At 41.8% G+C, this 1,995-nt stretch carries 3 protein-coding genes; all 3 read left to right on the forward strand.

The genetic code is table 11. The annotated features are described in order from the left end of the window. The first annotated feature begins 518 nt into the window (after positions 1-518). The 3 genes from O9323_RS20100 (at position 519) to O9323_RS20110 (ending at position 1,769) form a co-directional block, all read left to right on the forward strand. A complete protein-coding gene (locus O9323_RS20100; RefSeq protein ID WP_002752922.1) occupies positions 519-761 on the forward strand; it encodes a DUF4160 domain-containing protein in 243 nt (80 codons plus the stop codon). Next, complete coding sequence (locus O9323_RS20105; RefSeq protein WP_002752921.1) at positions 742-1,050, forward strand: DUF2442 domain-containing protein; 309 nt, start codon at positions 742-744, stop codon at positions 1,048-1,050. Before O9323_RS20100 ends, O9323_RS20105 begins: the two co-directional genes overlap by 20 nt. 479 nt (positions 1,051-1,529) lie before the next feature. Further along, complete coding sequence (locus tag O9323_RS20110; protein WP_002739406.1) at positions 1,530-1,769, forward strand: hypothetical protein; 240 nt, start codon at positions 1,530-1,532, stop codon at positions 1,767-1,769. Positions 1,770-1,995 lie beyond the last annotated feature (226 nt).

The raw sequence follows: 1,995 nt of genomic DNA on the forward strand, positions 1-1,995 counted from the left end.
TTAGAGAAGATGCAAGGGTGATGCAAGGGTGATGCAAGGGTTTTAAGAGATTCTAGCAGATTTAAGTGCATTTGGGAAGCTCTCAATCAAGCTAAAAGCCCTTTCCTGTAAGGTTTTTACCATTATTCAGCAAACCCTAAATATACCTTTAAAATAGCTTTTCTCATGCCTACCGTCCTTCAAGTTGGGCCTTACAGTTTTATCGAAAATTTGGGTTAAAACCCCGTCCTTTTAGGACGGCTTTAAGGTACAATGGAAAAAGCGATAACCAAGCTAAAAACTGAACCTTGACAACAGATAGTAGGGGGTTTTGTTCAGAAAAGAATTCAAATTCGGCCTTGAACGAGTAAAACTTTCTAGGAAATAAGGTTGAACATGAGATTTTTTCGACTTGTTCAAAGTGGCCGGAGGGCATTCGGACACTCAAAACGGACGGGTCGAAAGAGTCAGACTTAAGCAATTAAGCGTTTTTCGCTATCTGCGTCAACCCCGTTCAGCGACCACCCTAAAAAAGTGGCGTGGTGAGGAATCGCCGTCCGTTTTACGGCGGCGAGGATGTCAACTTTTTCAGTTCAGATCAACGAGAGCCAGCCCATATCCATGTCAAACGCGATCGCAAACTCGCTAAATATTGGCTTGATCCCATTACCTTAGAGAAAAACCGAGGATTCAAAGAACATGAATTAAACCAGATTGCTAAACTAATAACAGAACATCAACCCGCAATCCTAAGCGCATGGCATGATTACTTTGACCCTTGAAACCGAGCCAATTGCCCATCAAGTGACCCTAACCGACGATAAATTAATAATCGACCTAGCCGACGGTCGCAGCATCACCGTTCCGCTAACATGGTACCCTCGTTTACTGCACGCCTCCCCCGCCGAGCGTCAAAATTGGCAACTCTTAGCGGATGGATGTGCTATCGAATGGCTCGATCTAGATGAGCATATTGGTATCGAAGGACTATTAGCTGGTCGGCGCAGTAGCGAGAGTTCACGCTCCCTGAATCGATGGTTAACAACTCGCAGACAAACTGTAACCGAGTAAATGGGGACAATGTTTCTGTTGTGCCACCCCAAATCCTCCATTCTTGCCCTGTAATTTATATCAAAATTTACTTAGAGCTTGCTGAATAAATCTAAAAACCTTGTTGGGTAAGACTTTTAGACTTTTGGGAAATCAAAAAGTACTGGCTATCGGAGTGATCGGGGGTAAAATTCAGGTACTTTTTCCCTGAAAATTAGGTAATTGACCGCCTGAAAATGGGTAAAACCCTACACCCCACACCCCACATCCCACACCCTAGCCCCACCAACAAACTTTTTCAGTAAACCCTATCTATCAAGGGATTTACTATACCTTACCCGAAATAATAGTGAAATTCTGTGACAAAGTGCAGCCAGATATAAGAATCTTTGCTAGATTCCTAGAAGGATTCTGTGATAAGTCTCCTTAAAAGGAGATTGTTTGCAGTAAGCTAATCTGGCTAACACGCTTTTGGGCGTGGTATGGGGGAGGATACAACCATGACTCATGAGATTTTAGGTGAATTTTTATCTTTGCCTGCTGAAGCACAGAGCCAAGTAGTCAGCCTGATCGCTTTTTTGAAACAAAAGTACATATATTCTGAACCTCTGTCTGCATCGTCAAATGTTGATTTAGTTAATGATCCCTTTGTTGGAATGTGGCGCGATCGTCAAGATTTAGATAGTACTACTTGGGTGCGAAATTTACGAGAAAGCGAGTGGTCAAAGACAAATGGCTAGTTCAACTATCGTAGATACCGACATAATCATTGATGTTGGTCGTGGTATTCCTGAAGCAGTCAATTGTCTGCAAAGGCTACAATCAAGCAGCAATTCTCATTTTGAAAACAAAAGAAGATAAAGTTCTCTATGTGAACAAGAGAACTTCTGTCTAATTATCATTTTTTTTCAAGATAATCATCATAATTAGCTTCAAGAGACAGTTTTAAAATATCTGCCCATAAAA

The organism is Microcystis sp. LE19-131.1A (assembly GCF_027532015.1).
Lineage (GTDB): Bacteria > Cyanobacteriota > Cyanobacteriia > Cyanobacteriales > Microcystaceae > Microcystis > Microcystis ichthyoblabe_A.

Bases quoted from the DNA above. Each gene is read 5' to 3' on its own strand.
- O9323_RS20110 (WP_002739406.1), top strand. From the start codon at position 1,530: ATGACTCATGAGATTTTAGGTGAATTTTTATCTTTGCCTGCTGAAGCA.
- O9323_RS20105 (WP_002752921.1), top strand. From the start codon at position 742: ATGATTACTTTGACCCTTGAAACCGAGCCAATTGCCCATCAAGTGACC.